A 2,137-nucleotide genomic window follows, 5' to 3' on the forward strand; every position below is an offset into this window, starting at 1 on the left:
TTGAAGGTGAAACTCAGGGTTTGATTACTGCCGGTGCCTGCACCGCCGATTCTATCGGTGATGCGTTTGTGGAAGGGCACGAAGACGAGATGCTGGTACAACAGTTTAACCACAACGTGACCGTGCCGACGGACCCACAGTCAGGTCAGCCGTCAGGCCAACGTGTGCACAAGCCTTTCCAATTCACTGTCGCACTCAACAAAGCGGTGCCATTGCTTTATAACGCACTGGCGTCAGGTGAGAAGATGTCAACGGTCGAGCTAAAGTGGTACCGCACCTCGATTGAAGGTAAACAAGAAAACTTCTTTACCACCAAGCTGGAAAGTGCCTCGATTGTGGACATTCACTGCGAGATGCCTCATTGCCAAGACCCGGCGAAGTCAGACTTCACCCAGAACCTGACGGTGTCGATGTCTTACCGCAAAGTGACCTGGGACCACGTTAACGCAGGCACCTCAGGCTCAGACGACTGGCGCAAGCCAATCGAAGCCTAATCCTTCATGGCAACATGAAGACACAAACAGCCTGCCTTTACGGGCGGGCTGTGGTGCGTTGAGCCAGACGGCAGGGTCTGGCTGAACGTATCAGGGTAAACAAGCAGGGCGAAGGATACACAGATGGCGACATTGCAAATAGCGTTAACCGTGGCGGGGCTGGACCCGCAACCGTTCGTGGTGGTGGACTACCAAGGGGACGAGTGCCTCTCTCACCAAGCTGGCCTGAATGGCAATCCAGTGTATGGGTTCCAGTATGAGGTGGCATTGGCGAGCCGCCATACCGACATCACGCCAGAGCAAGTGGTCGACAAGCCGGTGCAGCTGACACTGTGGCGCAATGGCGAGCTGGTCAAACGGCTGCAGGGTATCGCCAGTGCTTTTAGCCAAGGTGACATTGGTCATCACTTTACCCGCTACCGCTTAACCTTGGTGCCCGCCCTGTATCGTCTGTCGCTTCGCCAAAACAGTCGTACCTTCCAGCATCAAACCGTGCCGACTATTCTAGAAACCCTGCTCACGGAAATGGGGGTGACGGAGGTTAGCTTCTCGCTAACCCGTGATTATGCCGAGCGCGAATACTGTGTGCAGTACCGTGAAAGTGACTTAGCGTTCTTCCACCGCTTAGCGGCAGAAGAAGGCTTGGTGTATCACCATGAGCACGATGCCAACACCCATACCCTGATAGTGACTGATGCGCCCGACAGCTTGCCTCAGCTTGACAGTCCTGTGCCCTATAATGCTGTCAGCGGCGGTCGTACCGATACCCCGTACATCTATGGCCTGACACGCCACACCGCGGCACGCCCTAGTCACACGGCCTTAAAGGACTACAGCTTTAAAAAGCCAAGTTACAGCTTCCAACAAGCGGCGCAAGCCGATGGCATTGATTACCAGCGCACCGACAGCTACGAGCACTTTGACTTCCCGGGCCGTTTTAAAGACGACGCCACCGGACAGGCGTTTAACCAAACCCGCTTAGAGTACTTACGCCGTGAGGCCGAACACGCCAACGGCCAAAGCAATGAGCCCGCATTACGGGCTGGCTATCGCGTTACCATCAGCGACCATCTGGATGAGAGCGTGAACCAAGCGTGGCAAGTAGTCCGCGTGCATCACCAAGGCAGCCAACCACAAGCTCTGGAAGAAGAGGGCGGCCAAGGGGCCACTACCTACAACAACCAGTTTATGCTTATTCCTGCCACCACCCCGTGGCGTGCCACCCCCACGCCTAAACCTCAAGTGGATGGCCCCATGATAGGCACCGTGGTGGGACCGGATGGCGAAGAAATCTTTTGTGATGAACACGGTCGGGTGAAAGTCCACTTCCCGTGGGACCGTTATTCCAACGGCGATGACAAAAGCAGCTGCTGGATTCGTGTTGCTCAAGGTTGGGCAGGCAGCCAATACGGCATGATGGCCATTCCCCGCATTGGCCATGAAGTGATTGTGTCCTTCTTACACGGTGACCCGGACCAACCGATTATCACCGGCCGCACGTATCATGCGACCAATGTACCGCCTTATACCTTACCGGCACACAAAACCAAGACGGTTTGGCGCAGTGAGAGCCACCAAGGCGAGGGTTACAACGAGCTCACGTTCGAAGACCAATCGGGCAGTGAGCAAGTGTATTTACACGC

2 protein-coding genes are annotated in these 2,137 nt (G+C 55.5%); both read left to right on the forward strand.

Annotated features, from left to right (window positions below):
• A partial coding sequence (locus C7A19_RS14425; RefSeq protein WP_155522571.1) for an Hcp family type VI secretion system effector occupies nt 1–494 on the forward strand: 494 nt, incomplete at its 5' end.
• Nucleotides 495–617: 123 nt separating this feature from the next.
• On the forward strand, nt 618–2,137 hold a 1,520-nt coding region (gene tssI / locus C7A19_RS14430), incomplete at its 3' end, for a type VI secretion system tip protein TssI/VgrG (protein ID WP_116645241.1).

It is taken from the genome of Salinivibrio sp. HTSP, assembly GCF_003390965.1.
In the GTDB taxonomy this organism is placed as follows: domain Bacteria; phylum Pseudomonadota; class Gammaproteobacteria; order Enterobacterales; family Vibrionaceae; genus Salinivibrio; species Salinivibrio kushneri.